This window comes from Kosakonia sp. YIM B13588 (assembly GCF_042788165.1).
Lineage (GTDB): Bacteria > Pseudomonadota > Gammaproteobacteria > Enterobacterales > Enterobacteriaceae > Kosakonia > Kosakonia sacchari.
Genome location: NZ_JBHZPO010000007.1, coordinates 1 through 21,353 on the forward strand (window position 1 = coordinate 1; position 21,353 = coordinate 21,353).

Consider the following 21,353-nt stretch of genomic DNA (forward strand, 5'->3'; position numbering starts at 1 on the left):
GCCCGTGGATGGGGTTGGTTAGTCATGAGTCTTCGGCATACGCTTCGTCAGGTCGAGGATTACCAAATCCCTGCATCCATTGTGACGTTGCTAGATAACGAACTGAAAGAGCATGGCGTTATAACCTGGAGTGACTTGATAAATTTACGCGCGCAGCACGGTCTGAAGCGATTCGATATCACAGCCTATGTAATTCAGTCAGATGCCGAATTTGACGGGGCATATAGCATCAAGCCCAAAGGATCAGGCGTTCTACATTGGCAACACAGTGAAATGACACACTGCCCTCCACATGCACGAATAAGAGAATAGAATCAAACATGTATGTTCGAGCACTATATCTCGAATAGAGAATCACACAACCGATTGTGGGTGACTTTCACCCACAATCACGAGGTCGATATGAAAAAATTCTCTCCAGCTATCATGACTTGCTCCCCGCTGATTAACGCACCGCGATTTTAGCAATTCCATCATCATTGGTCAGAACCGTTGCCAGCTTCCGCCGAGCGCTCACAGCGGCCCCCAAAGTCCTACTGGCATTTCCGCTCCGTGCCAAGAGCGGAAGTTAACAGTTTAAGAAATCAAACTAATTAGCATAAAATCTCATCCACTGATGAGATTATGGAGCAGCAGAAAGAAATGACGACAAGGCAGTATGCGCAAAAATCAATCTTCGATCTCGAAGCAATCTTTGAGCGGTCGCGCAACAATGCCAGTGAACTTGAACGGCTGTTGAACGAGCTGACCTTCCGCAACACGGCCAAAGCGCGGACGCTGACGACAAAAATCGAGCAAGCCCTAACCGCACTTAGCGGTCGCAGCGTGGTCTCCATGTCAGGTTCCAGTCCATCAGCGCGTCATCCCGATTCACCGTCCACGCAATCTTCCCAGGTTGCGCCCCGCGATGCGCCTGCAGCGGTATTGCAACTGCAACCGAAGACTAGCCCAGACTCTGCCATGCGACAGCCATTCGGCAACGACAAAATCGACCTGGGTCCGCTCCCGTCTTTCTCTCCAACAGGTAAGGCGAATGATACGCGCGCGATACTGGCAGCATGGACAGCCCTCGAGGCGCTGTCGCCTCAAGGCTATAAGCGCCCAGAAGATATGGCAACCGGCGACCGCTCCAGGATTGCTCTATTGGAGCGAGGCGTTCCGTGGGGACCAAATGCCCGCAGCAAGCCCAACCATAAGCTTTATTTCGAGGTTGTCCTCGGCGCCATCGCTCTCGACAAGGCGACGGACGAACTGGTCAAGGTTTTTGGCGAGGATGAGGAGCGTTCACGCCCGGACGGTAAGAAAGCGGCCATCGGCTCGATCCTGATCGACAAGGAAGGTTATGTGCTTGAGGACAAAGGCATCGCCGTTTCCAGTTTTGCCTGGGCACTCAAGCCGGCTCTCGATCTGAAGCTTGGGAGCTTAGGGAATTGGCCGAATATTGAGCCGCGCATTATCGAGCATCTGGATCGAATGGTTCGCCGCCACAACGAGGATGGAGAACCCATACCGATCGATTTGGATGTCGTTCTTAACGCTTACGAATGGCTTGTGTCTCAATTCGGTGTACCCGAGCATTTGGTTGAGCCACCCACATTCGCGATTAAGGTGTTTCATCATTTCAAGGCCAAGGCGCCGCCTGAACCTTCGTTACTGAATTCCTTCTATCTTGAAGATCTCGGTGAAGCAGCCAAATTGATCGAGACAGGCAAGGCCGGAACCGGTTTGCGGCGTTACATGGGAATTGGCAGGCCTGACGAGAAAATCGACGTGCTGTCGCCCATTTCAGCAGTTGAGCCGTTCGTCGCACCGTCGCTCATGCCGCAGGCTCGTTGGCCTTCGAAAGGCGGCCATCCATTGGTGCTGCTTCAACAGGCAGCCGTGAATGCGGCGCGTGCTGAGCTGAATGATGCACCAGGTATCATCGGCGTCAATGGGCCACCGGGTACCGGAAAGACCACTCTTCTGCGGGATATCGTCGTTGGTTGTATTCTCGATCGGGCTACGGCGATGTCCGGCTTCGACAAGCCTCAGGATGCCTTTTCCACAACAGGCGAGAAGCTGGCATTCGGCGCCAATGCCTTCCTGCACTTCTACAGGTTACATGCATCCTTGAAGGGCCATGAGATCGTCGTAGCGTCCTCCAATAATAAAGCGGTCGAAAACGTCAGCAAAGAACTTCCCCTCAAGGAAGCCAATGGTCGCCATGAACAGAGCGCCTACTTCCGATCCATCAGCGATCTGATCGCGAACCCTAAACGCGCTGGCTATTTCGAAGCCGAGGGAGACACCCTCTCCGATCCTATCGAAACCTGGGGATTGATCGCCGCTGCACTCGGTAAGAGCAGCAACCGAGGCGCGTTCCAGCAAGGTTTCTGGTGGAATGAGGACGGTGGTTTCCTTACCTACCTGAAAGCAGCTCGCGGCATAAACGTTATGCGTGAGATCAAGGACGAACGAACTGGAGCAATCATTGATCGCGTGATGCCCAGCGTGGTCGTCAATGAGCGGCCCAGCACCAACGAAGCGGACGCTGCTGCGGCCTGGCGGAAAGCGCGAACCGCATTCCTTAAGCTTAAGGAGACGGTAGACGCCGAAATCGCCAGCATCGAAGGGATGCGCCGTGATATCCGGGCGCTCAAGGGAGCTACCACCGAACTTCAAAGGCTGAAACAGCGTCGCCCGAGCCTGAATGAAGCCGTCGGACAGGCACACCAGATTGCTGAATCCTGCCATCGGGAGCATGAGAAGGCAAAGTCGCAGATCGAGCAGGACAAGACCTTGCTCGATAGCCATCTTGCTGGCCGTCCTGGGTTCTTCTCCCGCTTGTTCGGGACTGCGACCTGGAAATCGTGGAGATCGACACTGCAGAAGCTCTCGGCAACCTTGCAGCAATCAGTCTTACTTGCGAAGGATACGGACGATGCCCTGGAGATTGCAAGGACTGAGTGGAGCAATGCTCAGTCCCAGTTGCAACAACTCGACCAGGAAATTTCCAGCAGATGTCAGGCGGTCTCGAAATTGAAGGCAACCGAGGCACTGGCACGAAACCGCATGGGAGACAGGGTCGTTGATGAGAGATTCTTCGAGCGCGAGCACGAGGCTATCCACCTGACTGCGCCATGGCTCCCCGACGAGGTTCATCGCCTGCGTGAGGATCTGTTCGCCGCCGCCCTCGCTGTGCATAAAACATTCATCGATGCTTCTGCCAGCCGCTTGCAACACAATCTTGGGCTATTGATGTCGGGCATGGTGGCTGGTGCCTTCAAATCCCCCGCTCACCGTGAACTTCTCCCCGATCTTTGGTCGAGCCTTTTCATGGTTGTGCCGACTGTGTCCACGACGTTCGCCTCTGTTCGGACGATGTTCGGGGATCTGCCACCAGAGAGTATTGGCTGGCTTCTGGTTGATGAAGCGGGCCAGGCCGTTCCTCAGGCAGCAGTTGGAGCTATCATGCGGGCAAAGCGCTCCATCGTGGTAGGCGACCCGTTGCAAATCCCACCTGTGGTTTCACTTCCTGAAAAGCTGAATGCCGAAATCTGCAAGTTCTTCGACATTGACCAAATCGAATGGTCTGCTCCCGCAGCATCTACGCAGACCCTTGCTGATCAGGCATCGCGCTTCAAATCCACCTTCGTCATGGACGTAGGTGATCGAGAAGTCGGGCTACCACTCCTCGTTCACAGGCGCTGTCAGAACCCAATGTTCGATGTCTCTAACTCCATCGCCTATGCCGGGCAGATGGTCCATGTTGTCGGGCCCAAAAGGCCTGGACCTATCGGCTCGGTGTTGGGGCGATCTCGCTGGATCGACGTCAATGGCGATGCCGAGACAAAGTGGTGCCCTGACGAGGGCGACACGGTTGTGCAGTTGCTCAAAGATTTGGCTGCATCGGGCATTACAAATCCGGACGTCTTTATCATCACACCATTCAAGATCGTGGAGCAGAACATGCGTCGGCGTCTCGACATTGAGACTGATCTGCTGCGGGCGTTCGGCGTAAAATTAGATGAGTGGAGCCGCGATCGTATAGGCACGATCCACACGTTCCAGGGTCGAGAGGCGGACACGGTCATCCTGTTGCTGGGTGCACCGAAAGCTAGCCAACAAAGGGCGCGTCAGTGGGCGGCAAGCCCGCCAAACATAATCAATGTAGCCGTCTCACGCGCCAAGCAAAACCTATATGTGATCGGCTCTGCTGCAGCATGGGCAGGGGCGGGAACTAGCCTGCAGGTCTTGCAGCGGCAATTGGCGCAATCAACCTAACAATCTCCGAGGCGACCCTCGCTGTTGAGGGTGCATCGCGGCTAATCTTCAACTTATCTCCGTAACGGGCCGACAGCTGTGTGCCAGAAGCGGATGTAGCTAACAACAGTATTTCATGACCAGTCTGCAGAGTATGCATTTCGCTGATAGCCCTTACCCCTGAATATTAATATCAATCCGTAATGGATGCGACAAAACAGAGTTTGAGTGGGTATCAGGCGAAAAGATTAATAATTATAATCTCCCATGTATAATGCCATCTGAGTCGTCATATCCTGGTCCCTATCAATATTGACCTTGTCATCAGCGAAATCCAGCACAAAGAAATGATCAGTTTGCGGTGGGACAACTTTAGAGTAAAAGCAGAAGTACTCATTGTCCATTTCATATTGAAAATTTACAGATATTTTTTTAATTTTTTTATTTTTCACTAAATCCATAAACATTTTATTTAAATCTGACCTTTTGCTTTCCTTGTCATCATCTTGAAGCTTAGGGTCAAAGTAGCGTATGAAGCAGTTTTCAATAATCCTACCTTCATTATCAACTTCAATCTCATCCAATTGAGAGTTTGAAATATTAAACATTATATTGTAGTTATTATTCAGAGATATAACTCTTGGATTAAACAAACTAAAATAAACAAAAAAATCATTATCGTCATTTGAAACACTATACAGCATCTTCGATAAGCCACGGTGAATGAAATCAACAGGACGTCTATGCGGATGACGTGTATATCCTACGTAATGCACTTCAGTATGGATGCCTAAATCGATGTAATTTTCTTTCACGAAGTCATGGACTGAAATCACAAATGAATTGCCATCTTCATGTTCAATGTAGAGAAACTTTTCAGTTACTCTAATATTTGGCGTTATCTTTATTTCCCCATCCTGCGTAAGCTTGCGAAAGAAATATTTTACACGAAACTTTCGTTCTTCTTTGCCAATCAACAGAGTGAATACTACATTTTTTGTGAAAGGGTTATACCTAGGCTTCCTCTTGGTTGAAAACCTCACTTTCTTTCTTGAACCTAAGAAATAAACAAATCTCTTTTCACAGTTTTCCCTCACATGTTTCTCGATGGTGCTGAGATAGTTTTTTATTATCTTATTTGTTCTGATATCATCGGGAGGATTAATCATCATATCATACCAAATGCAATCGGTGTTTATGAGATCTATCCACCATGACTTATCGGATTCTGAGTAGGCCACGTTAGAGTTTATAAAATCAAAGTTTCCGCGAGTCATAAAACGCCCTATCACGTTAAAAAAATCACCTAACTATAGATTCAGTAGCAGACGGTTCGCAAACCATTGCTGCCCTGATATTTTCATAATTCCTTAGTTGGCATCCCTACATCTTTAGTCTCAACTAAGCCATCAGGCCCCTGCCGACAGCCCCAAAGGCCGAAAAAAGCATACCGGAGCTGCCGGTTAGCGCAGTCGGGCTAGAAACCTGGTCCACAGGATGTCCGCAGATCGCTCATTAGGGACAACCATACTCAAATCTCCCACATTGCAGGAGATTTGAGTATGAACACGTCACCGTGGAACAAAGACCGTATCATCGGCCAAAAAAGACCACTTCAGATATCTCATATGTGGGGGATACGAATCCGACTTGAACTAGAAGGTAAAACGCGCGATTTAGCTCTGTTCAATATGGCCTTGGACAGTAAGCTACGAGGCTGTGATCTGGTCAAACTCAAAGTATCTGATGTTGCATATGGTAGCTCTGTTTCAAGCAGAGCTACGGTGTTGCAACAGAAAACCGGTAGCCCTGTGCAATTTGAGATAACCAAAGGGACAAGAGAAGCTGTTGCTGCATTGATAAAGCTTGGCAATTTGCATAGTAAAGACTTCTTGTTTCGGTCTCGAGTCGGAACTAACCAGCCCATATCAACCCGGCAATACAACCGAATTTTTCATGGATGGGTAGAAAAGCTTGGTCTCGAAGATTCGCTTTACAGCACACATTCCATGAGAAGAACAAAACCTTACCTAATCTACAAGAAAACCAAGAATCTCCGGGTGATCCAACTTCTGTTGGGCCATAAGAAACTGGAAAGCACAGTCCGTTATCTGGGCATTGAAGTCGATGATGCATTAGAGATCTCTGAATCGATCGAAGTCTAAGTTTGTCAGGGCTGCAACAGCAGCCCTGTGCCAAAAGCGGTAGTAGCTAGGTAGAATCCGCCAAATCAAACAAGGTATGATACAAGAGTTGCTTACGGGTAAGACACGATTAATAAAAGGGGAAGCACATGGTTGATTATCAAGAAACCGAGCTTGATGAAGAATTGGTTGCGCCAGGTACGGAAGATGAAGAGCCGGAACTGCTTGATGAGGTGATGCACCCGTTCAACCCGACCGATATTGATATCGTCGTTGAACCGAAGTCGTTGGATGCCTTGATTAAGCGAATTCAGCACAATGAGATCGACATGAATACCGATTTTCAGCGTCATGCGGAGTTATGGGATAACCGCAAGATGAGCCGGTTAATCGAATCCATTTTGATTCGGTTCCCGTTACCGGCTTTCTACTTTGATGCGTCCGATGAAAATAATTGGCTAATTGTGGATGGTTTACAGCGGTTATCTACGATTCGCAAGTTTGTGTTAGATAAAAAGCTTCGTCTCAATGGGCTGGAATTCTTAACAGACCTCAATGGTAAAACCTTCGATAAATTGCATCGTCAATATCAGCGCCGTATTGAAGAATGCCCTGTTACTGTGTACATGATTAAGCCGGGTACGCCTGAGGATGTTAAGTATTCGGTGTTTCGCCGGATCAATACAGGCGGCTTAACTCTAAATAATCAAGAGATCCGTAATGCGCTCGCTAAGCCACGAGACAGAGAATTGCTCGAAGAGTTAGCCAATTCAGCATGCTCGAAAGCCATGCTAGGTGACCTTTCCAAACGTATGAAGGATCAGGAACTGGTATTGCGATTCTGGGCATTCCATCGCTTTGATTATTTAGACCCTAAAAACAAAAAGGAAATTTCCTCGTTTTTAGATAAAGCCATGGAAGACATCAAAAAAGGCGATGATGTCTACCGTGCAGAGTTTAAAGCTAGGTATTCAACTGCAATAGAGCGTTGTTACCAGCTGTTAGGAGAAAAGGGGTTTGAAAAAAATCCTGCATCAAGAAGACGGTCAAAAAATGCAACACTATTTGAAGTCTGGATGGTTATGTTGGTGAAATTAACTGAAAACGAGTTTAGCCGCTTGGTTTATAATCAACCAAAGTTTAAAGAAAAGGTACAGACGTTATTGGAAGATGCCGAGTTTATTAATGTTATTAGCTATTCCACTCAGCGAAAAGAGCATGTGGAAATACGCTACGAAAAAGTCAACGCGTTGATTAAAGAGATGCTTAATGATTGAGTTTATTAATATCCAAAACTTTAAGACCTTGTTAAATGCTAGTTTTCCACTGGGTAATCTGAATCTATTCTCAGGCCTTAATGGCATGGGAAAATCAACGCTTGTGCAAAGCTTATTGCTTTTAAGGCAGTCTTATGAACGCAATACCCTTAAAACCAAGGGTTTGCTGTTAAATGGTGATTATGTCAATATCGGTACGGGTAAAGACGCGCTCTCTAGTTTTAGTGAACAAGAAGAGATTATTTTTACCATTAAATGGCTCGAGAAAGAACAGCCAACACGGTTTGAGTTTGATTATCAACATGACTCAGATCTGCTGCCGCTGCGTAAATCGGGTATTGAGGGTGATCCAGAATCGCTAAGCTTATTTAACTCTAATTTTCAGTATTTATGTGCCGATAGGTTAGGTCCGCAAAGTCATCACCAGTTGTCTGAGTTTCATATTCGTGATTTAAAATCGCTTGGCCATCATGGTGAATTTGCGGTTCATTTTATTGCGGTTAATGGCGCTAAAGACTTGGAAATAGAAGCGTTACGCCATCAAAAGGCTGTTTCAGGGACTTTGCTTTCTAATATTGAAGCATGGATGTCGGATATTACGCCCGGGTTAAAAATCAAAGCAGTGGCGCAGCCTCAGTTTAATTCGGTGAGCCTTAGTTACTCTTTTAACCAAGGGAAAGACACAACCGAAGACTTTAAACCACAGAATGTGGGGTTTGGATTAAGTTATGTGTTACCTGTCGTAACCAGTATACTAAGTGCGGCAAAAGGTGATTTGCTGATTATTGAAAACCCAGAATCACACTTGCACCCCGCTGGGCAATCCTTGATGGGTAAATTGTGTTCTATTGCTGCCAATAATGGCGTGCAATTAATCGTTGAATCTCATTCTGATCATTTTCTCAACGGCATACGGGTTGCGGTGAAGCAGAAAGTGGTTGCAGCTAACGATGTCAAAGTCTTTTTCTTGCAGCGAGATGTTCATAACTCCATTCACGCCTCAGAAGTCATGTACCCCAATATTGATGATGAGGGACGAATAGACTGCTGGCCGGAAGGCTTCTTTGACCAATGGGATAAGGAGTTGGATCATCTGTTATGAATAATGGAATTGTGTTGAACCATCACTCTTTGCCATTTGCCAGCAAAGAGGATGCAGATGAAGGACTATTGGCTTTCTTTACTGTTCTTAAGGTTTGCCGAACTGCTGGGCTGAAAATTTTGCTAGTCGATGAAGATCAAGACAAGTCGCTAATGGGGCTGGAGCTGGCTAACGGATACTTTGTGCGCAATTGGCTTGCCTCTGCAAGCAAAGTAGCAGAACTTGCGGATTGGTGCCGATTTCTAAAGTCTCTTGAAACGAAACAGCCTCTCTTTGAAACCGTGGATATTGAAAGTTTTGGTGATGTATTAGAAGTTGGCTTGCCAGGGGAAGATTCAGGTAAACCGGTGCTATTAGCAGCGTTTTATTTTGAAACTTTTCTTGCCAGTTTTACGGCTTTGGCTGCTTGGACAAATAGCCATTTTAAAGTATGGGTTTTCGAGCTTGATGCAATACCAGATCAAAGGGATGAAACGATTTTAAATCTGAGTGATTCTGCGAGCTTGGGTGTGCATGGTGATGAACTCAAACAACGTCGTAATGCGTTGTTAAGTTCCGCTAAGGATATCTGGCTGAAAAGAGCAGATTTGTTTCCTCATCTCACTTTATTGTCAAATCAAATTGGTACAAGTCTACAAGGTTGGTCTGCTAGGCAAGATGTCTTGTTCAAGGCGCGAGATGCGCTAAATGTGCTGGAGTCGTTTAGTGAGAAATGGCTTTCAGGTGAGTATGTAGAGTACCGTCATGAGTATTTAAGAGATTTGGGTTTGGCAGCTGAAGTTAGCGGTGAATCGGACAGTGTAAATAATGCTCCCAAAAAGAAGAAAGAGCGCATATTTTGGTTAGATGATGGACGGCAGGTCTATTGCGAGAATCATGTAAAACTACCTGACGGTTACCGCCTACATTTTTATGCTGACGCAGTAAATCAGCGGATATATGTGGCGTATTTAGGGCCGCATTTAACTTTGTGAATTGAAGGAGATTAATGAATAACTTAGCTCCATTCTGTATGGCAAAGCCTTGCGCACTTGGAAAACGCTATACCCGTTATGACCAGCCCCTATTAGTTCACTCAAAAGGGTGTTAGCAATGTCCGCTCATCGCTCACTACAGACCTTGCCGAGCATGAATTCCTTCTGTGTCCAGGTGTGGAACAATCTGTGTTGTTCAACGGGGAGCAGGTCACCACATGCCTGAAGAATATGGGTAGAGAAACGGTCTAGTTGCAGTTTTGCTTCGCACGCAGGACAGCAAACAGGTTGAAGTTTGCGGAAAACATAACCAGCAGCAGCCTCATCCTTGGCTTGCTGTAACATTCGCCGTGCTTCGGCATGAGCAACTGTAGAATCCTGAACAAGAGCTTGGGCTTTATTAAATTCATTTCGTAATGTTATGATTTTCTCTTGTTCTAGCGTTAATTTGTAATCTAAAGAACTGAGCTCTTTTCGTATGTGGTTACGATCGGGTAATTGAGATAGTTCGAATTCCTTTTTCTTTTTTTCTTCTTGCAGGGATTTAATTCGTTCAGAAACCTTAAAGTTATCCGCCAGATTACTGCTTTGAGTTTTATCGTATTCACTTTTGGCTTTCTTTAAGGCAGTAGAAATAGCTGTATAGGTGGACACCCAAGGCAAACCTATAAACATCTGGATCAGGCGCAATGGAAGGCCATCCTCGGTATGATCCCCGAATATGGCCGGTCCTGGTCCAGTCACGAATAGTGCCGAGGAAAGTGCGGTCCAGCCGTGTTCTACTACCGTATTTTTATTAGACCTATAAGCATGAAAATGGTCAAACCCGAGTTCATCCATAAAAACATTTTCGATAGCTATACGCAGACCCTCTCCAGCCAAACCTTTATAGAGCGGGAGCGCTATATTGCCAATAATGCGAACCAGTGAAGCCTTTGCCTTATTCTCGTCGGTTTCTGTGGGCTGTTTTTGCAATTCAATCTCATAGGAGGTATCGTCGATTTTGAACTGTATTTTTAGATTAGCAATCCAGCTCCAGACATCGAGCTTGATTTTACCTGGAAATCTTCCTTGTATAGCAGCACGAAATACAGCTAACGTGCTGGATTTCCCTTTGAAATTTCCCTCTGACAGGAGAGCCCATAGTCCATCTGAGAGCCCAGACCACTCAAATGAAAACGGTGTTTCTTGGTTTTTTTCACACTTTTTCCCCGTCATTTGAATGGATAACAAATTCAGTGTTCGAGCGCGTGGCAGAACCGGTCTTGGTCGAATTTTCAGTTCTTCAAGAATAGATATCACTTTCTCAGGCTCTGAACCCGCTCGTTTTGTAATAGCCGCATGCCATTCCTTGATGCTTATGCAGGTGTTTTTTTCAGTCATGCTGGCTCCTGTTCACTAATATTTGATATCCGTTTTAATACACGATCTTTAATAGAGGGGATGGTTACTCCATATGGTGTTGTGGCATATTCATCCTCTGCGTAATGCATATCTTTTAGTGCGCTTCCGCTCTTATTTTTTGCTACTAAAAGTGCAAGTTGAGTTTGCTTTTCATACCAAGAAAGCTCTGGATATTCAGCGATAGCTTCATTTAAGAAAGAGCGAGCCAGAGAGCCGGTCAAATATTCATACTGATAATGGCCAGTTGGTAGCTTGCGTTTCATTGAACGAGCGAGCCCTCTGTACCCTAACACCGCCAATGATGTTTGCAAATTGTCAAAGGCCCCTCTGCGCCAGCGAATCATTCTGACAAGACGAATGTCTGGCTCATCCTCATCGAAAATATGTTTAGCGGCGTCAAGAACCGATATATCGAGAGTCTGTGAGTATATATTTAGTAGTTGGTCTGCGAGGTAGTCTGGATAGCGAAGCCAGAAATCAATGGCCAGCGCACGTTTTTCTCCTAAAAATACGCGATCCCAGCCATCGGTAGGTTGTCCTAGGGGCTCACTTCCCCTTACTAAAATGAACAAAAGGCGGAGTGCATCCCGGTAGACGTAGCCATTACTAGTTGAAATTGAATGTTTCATACCATTCTGCCCCACTAATTTCGTGACGAATCGCATCACAGACCTGTTTAGACGTTTATCCTTATACTTCGCTGCTGTGCTGCCACCACTTGAGCTAACTTTGACCTCGGGTACTGTCTGCGCAGTGATTTTAATGCCGACGATGTTTATTTTACGGACAGCTCACGAATAAAACAAAGAGATAAATGAATATCCTGACAGAGGTTAAGGTACATATGGCTTGGATTGCTGTATCCGCTCCTTTTACTATTGCTTACCCATTGCAGTATCTTTCCCCTGCGTCTGTAAAATCAGCATCCAGTTTAGTTTCCTGATCAATAGATCCTCTTTACTTCCATACATCTTTGAGATCTCGGTGCCAACAAGAAGTTCCTGTCAGTACCAATCCCCGACTCATTTACTACCAATCTACTTTTCACCGCTGCGGAGCAAGGAGAGCTACGCCCGGCTATGCAGTGGCAGATTTTTCTTCCGTGTGCGTTCCGTTCCCGTATTCGCTTCCGGTTAATCGTTTCCCGGTACAACCAGTCCTGCAAGGGTGAAGTGAACGCATTCTGCGCCCCTTGCTGGCCGGAACGACGCCCGGAAAGCGAACCGCCAGGCGATACGAAGACGAAAATCACACCACTGACGGAGAAAAAACATGTCTATTTTCCTGCATACCCAGACCAGCGCCACTAACACCTCAGCGGCGACCAGCGTATCCCAGCTGGACCAGCCAGGCTCCTCAAAAACGAAATTTTCTAAAACCAAAACCGACATTTATCAGACCGTCACCGATAGCATCATTAGCACACTGGAAACAGGCATTAAGCCCTGGGCGTGTCCGTGGCAGCGCGTAACGGGAATGTCCGGTTTACCTTCCAACTACGCCATCGGCGCGGCTTAACGCCCAAAAAGTACCAATCTGGTGAGGTAGACAGGAATGGGGGAATTTCAAAACAGGGCAACAGAATGACGCGCACACTTATCTACGAAGCAGCATCCTGCCTATTGACCTGTTATGGCACTGATACAAGTCTGACCATATGAGCAAATGGACTACGGTAAAGAATGGGCTATAAAAAAGTTATTGTTGCTCTGGCTAGAAAATTCACAACATTGATTATAATCATTTGAAAATTAAGGTATTTTTATAATTGGCAGTTTAGTGCGGTAAATTAAAAAGTAAAAAATCATAATCAAATCAAACAGAGATCGTCTTAAACTTCAATTTCGGGACTCGCTTTGCAGGGTGAAAGCCTTGCGGACATCACACAGGAATGAAGACGACGTCTTGCAACATGTTGTAACATCGAAAAAATGACTATGTAGACAACAAAGACTCCATCTGATCCTGATATTGACTGATTAGACGACAAGCGGGTATACCGCATTTATCATCTTAATAGCCTGAGGGTAAAACGCAGACGGCGTCGCTAAGGGGCTGGTGACTGAGCGGCTTCCACTTCTGCACCCGGATGCACCGAACCTGACCTGGTCGATGGATTTTGCCATGGATGCACTCGTCAGCGGCCGACGGATTAATTGTCTGACCTGTATGGATTATTTTACTAAAAAGCTCCTGATGATCACCACTGCATTCTGGATTCTAGGTGTTCAGGTCATGCGTATTCTCGAAAGCATTGCAATATTTCGATGAACGACATCGTCAGCAGACATTATCTTAGGATGTTGGCGGTAAGGTAATTAGTAGCTACAATTCTACCGATTCGAAATCGCTTAAGTTCTCAGCGAAATGTGTTTGGGGGCCTAATTGGGGGCTCCGACGTTTTTCGAACAAATAAAAAACTAGTAATAACAAAGGGAAAAGGTCATCTATTCGAATCCTGTAGGGACCATTACGAATCAACGAGTTAGAAGCAAATAAAGAAAAACCCGTCACGATGCAAGGTCAGGTAACGGGCCAGGTATAAATCTCAACACGGCTCGCCTTTATGGCTACTTTCCCATCCCTCCATTTTCCGAATAACAGCTAGCGGAACCCCGGACTGTATTAACCCGTTCGTCTATATGTCTAAGGTATCAAATTGGAAATGCTAGATGGCGTTCAGACTGCCATGCGCGACTATCGTGGACGTTCATTTTCAGAACTGTCGGGTGAGTGAAGCATCAGGCCTTTTCCCTGCCTTTGGGTGCGCGCGCCCACTTTTCTGACCATAACAACCGCGACAACGAAGCAATGGAAAAAGTGGAGGAGAAATGATGATGACTTCCCCTCCACTTCAGGAGCACGTCTGGGAGAGAGGTTAAATCTTTGCTCCTATAATCCTTGAGGCAATAGCTTTCGCCGCTTCGAGCTTTGCTTTCCCTGCTTCAGAATGCGTGCCAGATTCAAATGCTTTGAAGTTAAGCTCAATGTTCTCTACGGCTTTCTCGATGAACACTTGCGGCAACTCTGAGCAAATGGACTGAAAAATGATTTCATACGCTAAAGCACGACACTGCAGGTCATTAATCGCGTCTTCTACTGGCTTCATAACCTCTCCTTAAGAAATACTGTGGTGCTCACCGACAAACAAGAAATGTTCTGTCGCGAATATCGGTGTGATGTGAATATTTAATATCGTTCAGTTAGGCAAATAAAACCAGTGGCGCCAGGGCCAAACCGGATCGGGATAACATTAGGACGGCGTATCAGCCTGGATTGATGCCAGACGGCAAGATTGCATCACCATTGACATGTTCGATGTTTCCAGCGCAGACATGCTGAGCCTGCTCTGTGGGATGATTTCACTCTCCGCGAGCGAATCGAAACATCAGCCATCGATTCACTGATCGCAAGGGATCTATGCTACCAACTGATTGAGTGGCTTCGCTGCCGGGTGGCAATGAAAAAGCGGGTCATATGCAGGCTTTATGCATTGTGGCTGACCCTGTCGTGCATTGGATTCATGACAAACTTTAGGGTAAAGAGATGGTACGGTAGCCGCGCAAATAAAAGGCCGGATGTTTACCTTTCCAGCCTTATGATTAATAACCGCATTGCGTCAAATTTTATCGGACGCGCCCTTTAACGCTTCTATATCAATTTCAGCGTCGTTTGTTTCAAGCAACTGAGTTAACTGAATAAGATTGTTAAATTCATTCATAAGTAGTTCTGCATCTGATTTCAGCGGAATATCAGCCGCATCAAGCGCTGCGTTAATCGCTTTTTTTACATTATCAAGCATTTCATTCATGCCACCGTTTTTGCCAAGTGTCAGCATCAACGCCCCGATAAGTAAAGACTGAGCTTCCACTTTGGCTGCAAGTAGCTTGGCTTCCGCATCCATTTTCGAGATTTTTGCAATCACACCGAGTATTAAGTTTTTCATAAGTGCCCCTGTTATTAGCCGCATCACCCCTGAATATATTATGGTCGAGATTTCTATAATGAAGGATCAATAGTTTTGTTGTGGTTATACATCCTTTCAGCATCAGACTGGACAAGCTTATGGCTGAATACATTGATATTTATAGATTTCTTGACATTGGACTGAGTGCGCATGGCAATCACAGCCGTTCGCCAGCCATTGATGTGGGGTTATTACGGCTGAGGCCACACCATTAAAAGCACATTCTATGTGCCTTAAAATGAGCGAGGTGTTTGTGATCGGTGCTGACTGATGATTTTTTCGGTGTCAGCTTGTGACCTTCACCGTTGATGAGGGTAACGACTGAACGGTTGCTGAAGTGTTAGGGCAGTTCTGCGGCTTTACCCAGGCAATCCTTCTTCGCATGCTGATCAACGGTTACTTAAGAACAATTATGCTGGCGTGATTCAGGTCGAAATATTTGCCGTGGCGTTCATTGTCAGGAACGCCCAGTTCGATAACCGGCCTTGATATTTCGACCGGTTTCTCAACATAGCTCGGTTTTAAGCGAAAGCGGCTTTGTCCTGATGGAAGATTTTACTGCAGTGCGGGCACATTAACGCGGCGCCTTTCTGGACTCGGGAGAAGCTGTGTTCTGACTGTTGTGAACAGTGAGGGCAGGTGCATTTGGTGAGGAAGTTGCGATTGTTTTTTGAGTCTTTGCGTTGTGGCATAGAGTATTATCCTGATAAATGGCCTGCAACCATACACTATCCCTGAGCATTTTGCCCGTAATCCTTTTCACCGCGCCTGAATCGTGTGGCTTTTTCATTTTGCCGCTTGATGATGGGGGTGTCACAGTAATGAATTCCAACTACGTCCAGCTGGTTACTCATTCTGCGAAAAGCATCTCTTCGCGTTTATACGTGTCGGTAAGGCAGCGTATCAGGAACAGGATAAGAAAAAGGCCCGCATGCGCGGGCCGTAGAGGAAGAGGAAAAGCTATCAAGCCTGATGTTCAATGGCTTTTTGCGTATTTTCAATGGCAATCTTACGCGGTTTTTCGCTCTCGGGAATTTCCTGATAAATGGACACCAGCAATATGCCATTTTCAAGTTTTGCGTTGCTCACTTTTGTATGTTCCGGAAGCGAAAAGCTCAGACGGAAATCCGCGCGGCGAATACCTTTGTATATCCAGCCCTGCTCATCATGGGCTTCATTTTCCGCGCGTTTACCGGAAACATTTAGTACCCCGCCGACGGTCTCGATTTCGAGTTCGTCTTCTTTCCAGCCGGGGACGCTTACGTGTAGCTGATAATTGCTTGCATCGACTTTTTTCAGGTCATAAGCAGGTAATGATGCCACCGGAGAGTCGCCAGTTAACTGGCTGAAAAGCCGGTCGATACGATTGAAACGGTCAGCAAAAACAGAGTCAGTAAAACCGGGGAGTGCTGACAAGGTTTTGAGTGCCATAACTTAACCTCCTGAATAATCAATTCAAAAGTTCAACTTAAAGGCAAGCTTTGCTTGTCCGCTTATATAAATAATTCCTTCAACACATTTTTCAAGTCCACAAATAAAAAAATTTTGCCTGTATCGAAGTGGCGAACTGCGTGGTTGAGTACACATGAAATGGCTGCTGGGATGCAGGAAATAACGAGCCTGTAATATGAAGGGAAAAGAAACTGTCAATGCAAACGTACACCTGCCGCTCGGCTTTTTACATTAGCCACAGAGTGGGTCGTTCAGCAGGATATAACCTATTTCATTTCAATGGAAAGGGGAATAATTAACGTTGTTAAGAAAAGACCCTCAGGAATAGGAAATCCGGGCTGCTCCTGAGGGATGCAAATGCATATTCGTTACGTTTATTAGTTTGCTAATTATTACTTTACTGGCAATGAGATTATTCTCATTTGTAATCGATTTCTGATAGGTGTGGGCTCTCTATGTGATTGGTTTAATTAATGGTTTTTGAACTGGCAGAGCGACAGAAAGTAACTATAGTTAACGCGCTATCATCGTTAACCCTATTTTCCCTGGTGATGTTCTTCTGCCGCTCTGTCCGAGCGGTTTTTTTTGCCCGGATTTTAGCTATCGCTTAATGTTATAAATGTTTCTTCTTAACCGGCATAAAGAGCAAATGGATAACCGGCACACTCACCGGCGTTGTAATCGCACTCTTTATCCTCATTTTTTGCGGCCACTCGACACGTATCTTTTCACTAAGCTCACTGAAAAATCCTCTCTCCCGCCCGATAATTCCTTTTAACGCGCGCCTACTGTGTATTTCAAATACTCGCCATAACGTCGTTTTACGAGGCGGCTCGCAACGCGTTTACGTTTTCATCCTCTCGCTCAACTGTGTATGCTTGGTCTTTGCTGGTAAACCCGAAGGAGAAGGTAATGTTAGAAGGGTATTTTGATCTTGATGGGGCGACAGGGGATGAGGCGGTAGAAAACAGAAAGCGCTTATTAGCTGTACAGGCAGCGCTGGAAATTTCAAAGGCGGCAGTTTCTGCAACCACGGCCAATTCGGGCATTCGTAGCCAGATGGATTTACGTAACGTTTCGCAAGAGGTCGCCACCCTCGCCGATGCGATTCAGGATGCGTTAGAATCTGACCTGTAAACCTACCGCCTGAGGGCGGTTTTTTGTTTCCTCTGGCTTCATTTCCCACGACTGATTACAACTACCGGGACAGGTTTGAACATCCCTGACACTTACTGACGCTTTCTCTCTCAGTATGTTGCCTGTTGACTCTCTCTTGAAAGGTATAGGCATGATGGGAAAAAAGTTAAGCGTGGCCTGGTTTTTTCTGCTTTTAACGTTCGCCTCTACTGCCAGTTCGGCGGCACCCGCTTTCCCACAACTTTCCGGGCAAAATCACTATATACGGCATGTCGCTGGCGATATTGCAGAAAATCCTGATGAGCATGTACAGGAAAAAATTGAACGATTTGTTTCCAATAAATATTAAATAAGCGACGTTCCCGCTCTATTAATTAGTGCGTGATAAAAATCAGAATATAACCTGCGGCAAAAAATGAATTGCTGCAGGTCTTTTTTTGCTGGCGACAACGCTGATAGTGGAAATTACTATTTCTGCCCAGTGAGTTATTGATTTGGAATAACGGAGATATGTATGGCTACAATGACTGACTGGCGAAAAGTCGCGAATAAAGAGCTCAGCCGTAAGGGAAAAAGCGTTGAGTCGCTGGTCAAACTGACGCCAGAGGGCATTGCGATTAAGCCTTTATATACTCCTGACGATCTGAACGCGCTGGAAATCACCGGAACGCTACCGGGGTTTCCGCCTTATACTCGCGGGCCGCGCGCCACAATGTATACCGCCCAACCGTGGACGATACGCCAGTACGCCGGGTTTTCAACCGCCAGAGAGTCGAACGCGTTTTACCGGCGTAATCTCGCCGCCGGGCAGAAAGGGCTTTCCGTTGCATTTGATCTGCCAACTCACCGGGGATATGACTCGGATAACCCGCGCGTGTCGGGCGATGTAGGAAAAGCGGGGGTCGCTATCGATACCGTGGAAGATATGAAAATACTCTTCAACAGTATTCCGCTGGATAAAATGTCGGTATCGATGACGATGAATGGTGCGGTTTTACCTATCATGGCGTTTTATATTGTTGCAGCGGAAGAACAGGGTGTTTCTCCTGAAAAATTAACCGGTACTATTCAGAATGATATTTTAAAAGAGTATCTCTGCCGCAATACTTATATTTACCCACCTAAGCCATCAATGCGGATTATTGCCGATATTATTGCCTGGTGCTCTGCCAATATGCCGCAATTTAATACTATTAGCATCAGCGGTTACCATATGGGAGAAGCGGGTGCTAACTGTATTCAACAAGTCGCGTTTACCCTTGCGGACGGCATTGATTATATAAAAGCCGCGCTCTCCGCAGGCCTGAAAATTGATGACTTCGCGCCGCGCCTCTCTTTCTTCTTCGGTATAGACATGGATCTGTTTATGAATGTCGCCATGCTGCGCGCCGCCCGTTATTTATGGAGTGAAGCCGTTAGTGGGTTTGGCGCGACCAATCCGAAGTCGCTGGCGCTGCGCACTCATTGCCAGACATCCGGCTGGAGCCTGACGGAACAGGATCCCTACAACAACATTGTTCGCACCACTATTGAAGCGCTGGCGGCGACGCTTGGCGGTACCCAATCTCTGCACACCAATGCGTTTGATGAAGCGCTGGGGCTACCAACGGATTTTTCGGCGCGTATTGCGCGTAACACGCAAATTATCTTGCAGGAAGAGGCGGAGATTTGTCGTACCGTCGATCCGCTCGGAGGCTCCTATTATGTTGAATCTCTGACCGATCAAATCATAAAAGAGGCGCGGGCAATTATCCGCCAGATCGATGATGCCGGAGGGATGGCGAAGGCTATCGAATCTGGGCTGCCAAAACGCATGATTGAGGAGGCCTCCGCGCGCGAGCAATCGCTTATCGACCAGGGGAAACGCACTATTGTCGGTGTTAATAAATACAAGCTCGATAAAGAAGCGGTAACGCCGGTACTGGAAATCGACAATGTGAAGGTGCGTAACGAGCAAATCGCCGCACTTGAGCAGATCCGCGCCACGCGTGATTCCGCTGCCGTTCACGATGCGTTGTCCGCGCTGACCCATGCCGCCCAACACAACGAAAATTTGCTTGCTGCGGCGATTCATGCCGCACGATTGCGCGCGACGCTTGGCGAGATTTCCAGTGCGCTGGAAGCGGCGTTTGACCGTTACCTGGTTCCCAGCCAATGCGTTACGGGGGTGATCACGCAAAGCTATCAGCAGGACAGCGAAGCGGCGGCTGAATTCGACGCCATCATTACGCAAACGCAACACTTTCTTGCTGAGCATGGTCGTCGCCCGCGCATTTTGATTGCGAAAATGGGGCAGGATGGGCACGACCGGGGGGCAAAAGTCATAGCCAGCGCATACTCCGATGTGGGTTTTGATGTCGATCTCAGCCCTATGTTCTCCACACCGCAAGAGATTGCCCGGCTGGCCGTGGAAAATGATGTGCATGTTGTTGGCGCATCGTCGCTGGCAGCAGGTCATAAGACGCTGATTCCTGAATTGATTAACGAATTAAGGAAATATGGCCGTGAGGATATTTGTGTCATTGCTGGCGGCGTGATCCCGCCACAGGATTATGACTTCCTGCGTGAACGTGGCGTGGCAGCGATTTATGGCCCTGGTACACCGATGCTTGAAAGTGTGCGCGATGTGCTGATGCGGATTAGCCAGCGCCATGATTAATGCACAAACCCTTGATGAATCAATCCGTCGCTTGCGGGCGGGGGATCGTGTCGCGCTCGCTCAGGCCATGACGCTGGTGGAAAGCCAGCTTTCACGACATCAAATGTTGAGCCAACAATTGCTGGACACGATTTTGCCAGCGACGGGAAGGGCAATATGTATTGGCATCACCGGTACACCCGGTGCCGGGAAAAGTACCTTTCTCAACATCTTCGGCATGCTACTCGTTGGCCTGGGAAAACGAGTAGCGGTTATTGCGGTCGATCCCAGCAGCCCACTCAGCGGCGGCAGTTTATTGGGTGATAAAACCCGTATGACGGAACTGGCCAGAGCCGACGCGGCATTTATTAGGCCGGTGCCTTCCGGCGGTGCTACAGGCGGTATCAGTCCGCACGTCGGTGAATTGATATTGCTGTGCGAAGCCGCTAGTTACGATGTGGTGATAGTGGAAACGGTGGGTGTTGGCCAGTCTGAAACGGAGGTCGCAAGCATTGTCGATTGCTTCGTTTCACTGCAAATCGCCGGTGGTGGCGATGAGTTGCAGGGCATCAAAAAAGGCATCATGGAAATGGCCGATATCATTGTTATCAATAAAGATGATGGCAACAACCGCGCGGCAGTCGCCATTGCCCGGCAAATTTACGACAGCGCGCTTGCTATCGTTCATCGCAAATATCCGCAGTGGCGACCAGCGGTGTTGAGCTGTAGCGCACTGGAAAAGCGTGGCATAGAGGATGTCTGGCAGGCAATTGTTCTTTTTTACGATGTGATGACAAAAAGTGGTCATCTCCCGTTATTGCGTCAGCAGCAGACGGTGACGTGGCTACGAAAACAGGTGGAAGAAGAGGCGATGCGCCAGCTTTATGCCCACCGCGCTTTCCGTGAAGATTTTAACCAAACGCTTGATGAGGTGAAAAATCATCAACAAGCGCCGCGCACGGGCTTACAGCACATCCGTGAATACCTTCAGCATCACTATTTTGCACAGTAAA

Annotated in this window: 16 protein-coding genes and 4 pseudogenes; 13 read left to right on the plus strand and 7 right to left on the minus strand. The window is 47.1% G+C overall.

Annotation, left to right across the window (positions count from 1 at the left end; all coding sequences use genetic code 11):
- Both ACFX4U_RS13245 and ACFX4U_RS13250 read left to right on the plus strand, forming a co-directional pair.
- Positions 1 to 312: pseudogene (locus ACFX4U_RS13245) on the plus strand (hypothetical protein); the annotation flags it as partial.
- A gap of 330 nt (positions 313 to 642) precedes the next feature.
- A complete protein-coding gene (locus ACFX4U_RS13250) occupies positions 643 to 4,266 on the plus strand; it encodes an AAA domain-containing protein (RefSeq protein ID WP_380218181.1) in 3,624 nt (1,207 codons plus the stop codon).
- Between the two features lie 227 nt (positions 4,267 to 4,493).
- Here the strand turns inward: ACFX4U_RS13250 and ACFX4U_RS13255 are convergent, their stop codons facing one another.
- Positions 4,494 to 5,522 (minus strand): hypothetical protein, encoded by a 1,029-nt coding sequence (locus tag ACFX4U_RS13255; protein WP_380218175.1) that lies wholly within the window; start codon positions 5,520 to 5,522, stop codon positions 4,494 to 4,496.
- A gap of 285 nt (positions 5,523 to 5,807) precedes the next feature.
- Here ACFX4U_RS13255 and ACFX4U_RS13260 point away from each other — a divergent pair, with 285 nt between their 5' ends.
- The 4 genes from ACFX4U_RS13260 (at position 5,808) to ACFX4U_RS13275 (ending at position 9,742) form a co-directional block, all read left to right on the plus strand.
- Positions 5,808 to 6,410, plus strand: coding sequence for a site-specific integrase (locus ACFX4U_RS13260; protein ID WP_380218173.1), 603 nt, complete (start codon positions 5,808 to 5,810; stop codon positions 6,408 to 6,410).
- 128 nt (positions 6,411 to 6,538) lie between these two features.
- Complete coding sequence (locus ACFX4U_RS13265) at positions 6,539 to 7,666, plus strand: DUF262 domain-containing protein (RefSeq protein WP_380218171.1); 1,128 nt, start codon at positions 6,539 to 6,541, stop codon at positions 7,664 to 7,666.
- A complete protein-coding gene (locus tag ACFX4U_RS13270) occupies positions 7,659 to 8,768 on the plus strand; it encodes a DUF3696 domain-containing protein (RefSeq protein WP_380218169.1) in 1,110 nt (369 codons plus the stop codon). The genes ACFX4U_RS13265 and ACFX4U_RS13270 overlap by 8 nt, the downstream gene beginning before the upstream one ends.
- On the plus strand, positions 8,765 to 9,742 hold the full coding sequence (locus tag ACFX4U_RS13275) for a hypothetical protein (protein WP_380218167.1): 978 nt from the start codon (positions 8,765 to 8,767) through the stop codon (positions 9,740 to 9,742). Before ACFX4U_RS13270 ends, ACFX4U_RS13275 begins: the two co-directional genes overlap by 4 nt.
- A 126-nt stretch (positions 9,743 to 9,868) precedes the next feature.
- Here ACFX4U_RS13275 and ACFX4U_RS13280 read toward each other — a convergent pair whose 3' ends face one another.
- Both ACFX4U_RS13280 and ACFX4U_RS13285 read right to left on the minus strand, forming a co-directional pair.
- Positions 9,869 to 11,125 (minus strand): hypothetical protein, encoded by a 1,257-nt coding sequence (locus tag ACFX4U_RS13280; RefSeq protein WP_380218165.1) that lies wholly within the window; start codon positions 11,123 to 11,125, stop codon positions 9,869 to 9,871.
- On the minus strand, positions 11,122 to 11,775 hold the full coding sequence (locus ACFX4U_RS13285; protein WP_380218163.1) for a hypothetical protein: 654 nt from the start codon (positions 11,773 to 11,775) through the stop codon (positions 11,122 to 11,124). The genes ACFX4U_RS13280 and ACFX4U_RS13285 overlap by 4 nt, the downstream gene beginning before the upstream one ends.
- Positions 11,776 to 12,418: 643 nt before the next feature.
- On the opposite strand from ACFX4U_RS13285, the pseudogene ACFX4U_RS13290 reads away from it, so the two are divergent.
- The 3 pseudogenes from ACFX4U_RS13290 to ACFX4U_RS13300 all read left to right on the plus strand — a co-directional run.
- Positions 12,419 to 12,661 (plus strand): annotated as a pseudogene (locus tag ACFX4U_RS13290) (ArdC-like ssDNA-binding domain-containing protein); the annotation flags it as partial.
- A pseudogene (locus ACFX4U_RS13295) lies at positions 12,658 to 12,774 on the plus strand (transposase); the annotation flags it as partial. The pseudogenes ACFX4U_RS13290 and ACFX4U_RS13295, both read left to right, overlap by 4 nt.
- Before the next feature lie 351 nt (positions 12,775 to 13,125).
- Positions 13,126 to 13,414 (plus strand): annotated as a pseudogene (locus tag ACFX4U_RS13300) (IS3 family transposase); the annotation flags it as partial.
- Positions 13,415 to 14,024: 610 nt separating this feature from the next.
- On the opposite strand, the gene ACFX4U_RS13305 reads toward ACFX4U_RS13300, so the two are convergent.
- From ACFX4U_RS13305 to ACFX4U_RS13320, 4 genes are all read right to left on the minus strand, one after another.
- A complete protein-coding gene (locus ACFX4U_RS13305) occupies positions 14,025 to 14,255 on the minus strand; it encodes a hypothetical protein (protein WP_086871229.1) in 231 nt (76 codons plus the stop codon).
- Positions 14,256 to 14,765: 510 nt separating this feature from the next.
- Positions 14,766 to 15,092: an anti-adapter protein IraP gene (iraP, locus tag ACFX4U_RS13310; protein ID WP_017455729.1), complete on the minus strand. Its 327-nt coding sequence runs from the start codon at positions 15,090 to 15,092 to the stop codon at positions 14,766 to 14,768.
- A 542-nt stretch (positions 15,093 to 15,634) separates the two neighbouring features.
- Positions 15,635 to 15,805 carry a YnfU family zinc-binding protein gene (locus tag ACFX4U_RS13315; protein ID WP_216848957.1) on the minus strand — a complete coding sequence of 57 codons (171 nt, stop codon included), beginning with the start codon at positions 15,803 to 15,805 and terminating at the stop codon, positions 15,635 to 15,637.
- A 271-nt stretch (positions 15,806 to 16,076) separates the two neighbouring features.
- On the minus strand, positions 16,077 to 16,544 hold the full coding sequence (locus ACFX4U_RS13320) for an Hsp20 family protein (protein WP_305736881.1): 468 nt from the start codon (positions 16,542 to 16,544) through the stop codon (positions 16,077 to 16,079).
- 933 nt (positions 16,545 to 17,477) lie between these two features.
- Here ACFX4U_RS13320 and ACFX4U_RS13325 point away from each other — a divergent pair.
- The 4 genes from ACFX4U_RS13325 to meaB all read left to right on the plus strand — a co-directional run bounded on the left by ACFX4U_RS13325 (position 17,478) and on the right by meaB (position 21,352).
- The gene (locus ACFX4U_RS13325) at positions 17,478 to 17,702 is read left to right on the plus strand and encodes a hypothetical protein (RefSeq protein WP_200551424.1); all 225 of its coding nucleotides are present in this window, start codon (positions 17,478 to 17,480) and stop codon (positions 17,700 to 17,702) included.
- Positions 17,703 to 17,853: 151 nt separating this feature from the next.
- Positions 17,854 to 18,051, plus strand: coding sequence for a hypothetical protein (locus tag ACFX4U_RS13330; RefSeq protein WP_305736880.1), 198 nt, complete (start codon positions 17,854 to 17,856; stop codon positions 18,049 to 18,051).
- Positions 18,052 to 18,216: 165 nt separating this feature from the next.
- A complete protein-coding gene (gene scpA / locus ACFX4U_RS13335) occupies positions 18,217 to 20,361 on the plus strand; it encodes a methylmalonyl-CoA mutase (protein WP_313506486.1) in 2,145 nt (714 codons plus the stop codon).
- On the plus strand, positions 20,354 to 21,352 hold the full coding sequence (gene meaB / locus ACFX4U_RS13340; RefSeq protein ID WP_313506487.1) for a methylmalonyl Co-A mutase-associated GTPase MeaB: 999 nt from the start codon (positions 20,354 to 20,356) through the stop codon (positions 21,350 to 21,352). Before scpA ends, meaB begins: the two co-directional genes overlap by 8 nt.
- The last annotated feature ends 1 nt before the right edge of the window (position 21,353 follow it).

Bases quoted from the DNA above. Each gene is read 5' to 3' on its own strand.
- ACFX4U_RS13250 (WP_380218181.1), top strand. From the start codon at position 643: ATGACGACAAGGCAGTATGCGCAAAAATCAATCTTCGATCTCGAAGCA.
- ACFX4U_RS13275 (WP_380218167.1), top strand. From the start codon at position 8,765: ATGAATAATGGAATTGTGTTGAACCATCACTCTTTGCCATTTGCCAGC.
- ACFX4U_RS13280 (WP_380218165.1), bottom strand. From the start codon at position 11,125: ATGACTGAAAAAAACACCTGCATAAGCATCAAGGAATGGCATGCGGCT.
- ACFX4U_RS13320 (WP_305736881.1), bottom strand. From the start codon at position 16,544: ATGGCACTCAAAACCTTGTCAGCACTCCCCGGTTTTACTGACTCTGTT.
- ACFX4U_RS13265 (WP_380218171.1), top strand. From the start codon at position 6,539: ATGGTTGATTATCAAGAAACCGAGCTTGATGAAGAATTGGTTGCGCCA.
- ACFX4U_RS13270 (WP_380218169.1), top strand. From the start codon at position 7,659: ATGATTGAGTTTATTAATATCCAAAACTTTAAGACCTTGTTAAATGCT.
- iraP (WP_017455729.1), bottom strand. From the start codon at position 15,092: ATGAAAAACTTAATACTCGGTGTGATTGCAAAAATCTCGAAAATGGAT.
- ACFX4U_RS13325 (WP_200551424.1), top strand. From the start codon at position 17,478: ATGTTAGAAGGGTATTTTGATCTTGATGGGGCGACAGGGGATGAGGCG.
- ACFX4U_RS13315 (WP_216848957.1), bottom strand. From the start codon at position 15,805: ATGCCACAACGCAAAGACTCAAAAAACAATCGCAACTTCCTCACCAAA.
- ACFX4U_RS13305 (WP_086871229.1), bottom strand. From the start codon at position 14,255: ATGAAGCCAGTAGAAGACGCGATTAATGACCTGCAGTGTCGTGCTTTA.
- ACFX4U_RS13255 (WP_380218175.1), bottom strand. From the start codon at position 5,522: ATGACTCGCGGAAACTTTGATTTTATAAACTCTAACGTGGCCTACTCA.
- scpA (WP_313506486.1), top strand. From the start codon at position 18,217: ATGGCTACAATGACTGACTGGCGAAAAGTCGCGAATAAAGAGCTCAGC.
- ACFX4U_RS13330 (WP_305736880.1), top strand. From the start codon at position 17,854: ATGATGGGAAAAAAGTTAAGCGTGGCCTGGTTTTTTCTGCTTTTAACG.
- ACFX4U_RS13285 (WP_380218163.1), bottom strand. From the start codon at position 11,775: ATGAAACATTCAATTTCAACTAGTAATGGCTACGTCTACCGGGATGCA.
- meaB (WP_313506487.1), top strand. From the start codon at position 20,354: ATGATTAATGCACAAACCCTTGATGAATCAATCCGTCGCTTGCGGGCG.
- ACFX4U_RS13260 (WP_380218173.1), top strand. From the start codon at position 5,808: ATGAACACGTCACCGTGGAACAAAGACCGTATCATCGGCCAAAAAAGA.